The organism is Halalkalibaculum sp. DA384 (assembly GCF_043951955.1).
Classification (GTDB): domain Bacteria; phylum Bacteroidota; class Rhodothermia; order Balneolales; family Balneolaceae; genus JAMQKA01.
The window spans coordinates 1-1,758 of record NZ_JBINJE010000087.1 but is presented as its reverse complement, the minus strand read 5'-3'; the positions used below and the strand labels follow the sequence as shown (position 1 = coordinate 1,758).

Here is a 1,758-nt window from a genome sequence, read left to right as displayed (position 1 = left end):
TGGCTATTTCGGAGATCATTGTGCCACCCATTTCGGCCATGTTGTGCCATCCGTTTCGGAGGTCATTGTGCCAGTTTAGGTAGGTGATCGCCGGACCATTTCGGTCGCCATTGTGCCACTTTCCATAATGCGTACCTTGCCGCAAAAAAATTAATGGCAGGGCAACGAATCGACATTATGGACCTACAACAACTCATTCAACTAAAACACAAAGGCCTGAGCAACCGCAAGGTAGCGGAGGCGCTGGGCCTGTCCCGGAATACCGTCAACAGTTATGTTCGGGCTTTTAGCCAGCATGAGCTCAGCTACCAGCAGCTGGAGGCTCTCTCGGAGGCCGAGCTGGCCGGACTGTTTCCCCAGGCCGACGCCAAAGATCAGGGGCGCTATGAGCAGCTGGCCGGGTATTTCCCCACCTTTGCCAAAGAACTCCGTAAAACCGGCTGCACGCTCCAAACCTTATGGAGAAGCTATCTGGCCGACCACCCCGACGGCTACCGCTACACCCAGTTTGTCCATCACTTCAACGCCTGGAAGGACACTACAAAAGCCAGTGGGATTTTGCGGCATCAGGCCGGCCGGAAGCTGTTTATGGACTTTGCCGGCAAGACGCTTTCGTACGTCGATCGCGACACGGGGGAGATTCGCCGAGCCCAGGTCTTTGTAGCGCTGCTGCCGTGCAGCCAATACACCTACGTGCAGGCGACCGCCAGCCAGAAGCGGGAGGATCTGGTCCGGGCCGTCACCGATGGCCTGGACTGGCTGGGCGGGGTACCCAACGCCCTCGTGGCCGACAACATGAAGGCGGTGGTGGCCAAAGGGCACAAATACGCGCCCGTGATCAACAAAACGCTTAAAGACCTGGCCCTGCACTACGGATGCGTAGTGGATCCGACGCGCCCGTATCACCCGCAGGATAAAGCCCTGGTTGAAGGAGCTGTCCGACTGGTCTACCAACGCATTTTTTATCCATTGGCCAATCAGACCTTCTTTAGTCTGGAGGAGCTCAATAAAGCCATACGGGAGCTGTTGGGTCCCTACAACGATTACCGGTTCCACAACCGCCCGACCACCCGTCGCCAGCAGTTCCTCGAGATCGAGCAGCCTGCCCTGGACCCGTTGCCTCCAGCCCCCTACCAGCTGCGCCACTACAGGCGGGCCAAAGTCCAGAAGGTCAGCCACATCTACCTGGGGACCGACAAAAACTACTATAGCGTGCCCCACCGCTACGTGGGCCGCCATGTGGAAGTGCAACTCGCCGCCGATGTGGTGGAGATCTTCTATGGCGGAGAGCGCATTGCCCACCACAGGCGGAGCCGAACGGCCGGCAAGTACACCACCATTGGGGCCCACATGCCCTCGACTCACCAAGTCTACAACGACTGGAATCCCAAATGGTTCGCCCGGCGGGCCGCAGCCGTCGGGCCCTATACGGAGAGCTATATCCGGCGGCTGATCGGACAGTACGACTACCCGGAGATCGGCTACAAGCAGGCCCAGGGGATTCTGGCCCTGACCAAACAATATCCACCCGAACGAGTCGAGGCCGCCTGCCACCGGGCAGCCCAGGGTCACCGGGCCGGTTACCGGATAGTCGCCAATATCCTCAAAAACAACCTTGATCAGACCAGAGACCCTGAACTTCCGCTGGAAAATCACATTCCGGATCACTCCAATATTCGCGGAGGCAACCACTACCAATAAACCAACTAACCCAATACCCACACGATGAATCCTAATAATACCCTGGAAAAAATGCGC

1 protein-coding gene is annotated in these 1,758 nt (G+C 57.8%); it reads left to right on the top strand.

Features of this window, described 5'->3' with window-relative positions; translation table 11 throughout:
* Positions 1 to 177 precede the first annotated feature (177 nt).
* Positions 178 to 1,701 (top strand): IS21 family transposase, encoded by a 1,524-nt coding sequence (istA, locus tag ACG2E4_RS18325; RefSeq protein WP_395277495.1) that lies wholly within the window; start codon positions 178 to 180, stop codon positions 1,699 to 1,701.
* The last annotated feature ends 57 nt before the right edge of the window (positions 1,702 to 1,758 follow it).

Coding starts and splice junctions, on each gene's coding strand:
- istA (WP_395277495.1), top strand. CDS start 178: ATGGACCTACAACAACTCATTCAACTAAAACACAAAGGCCTGAGCAAC.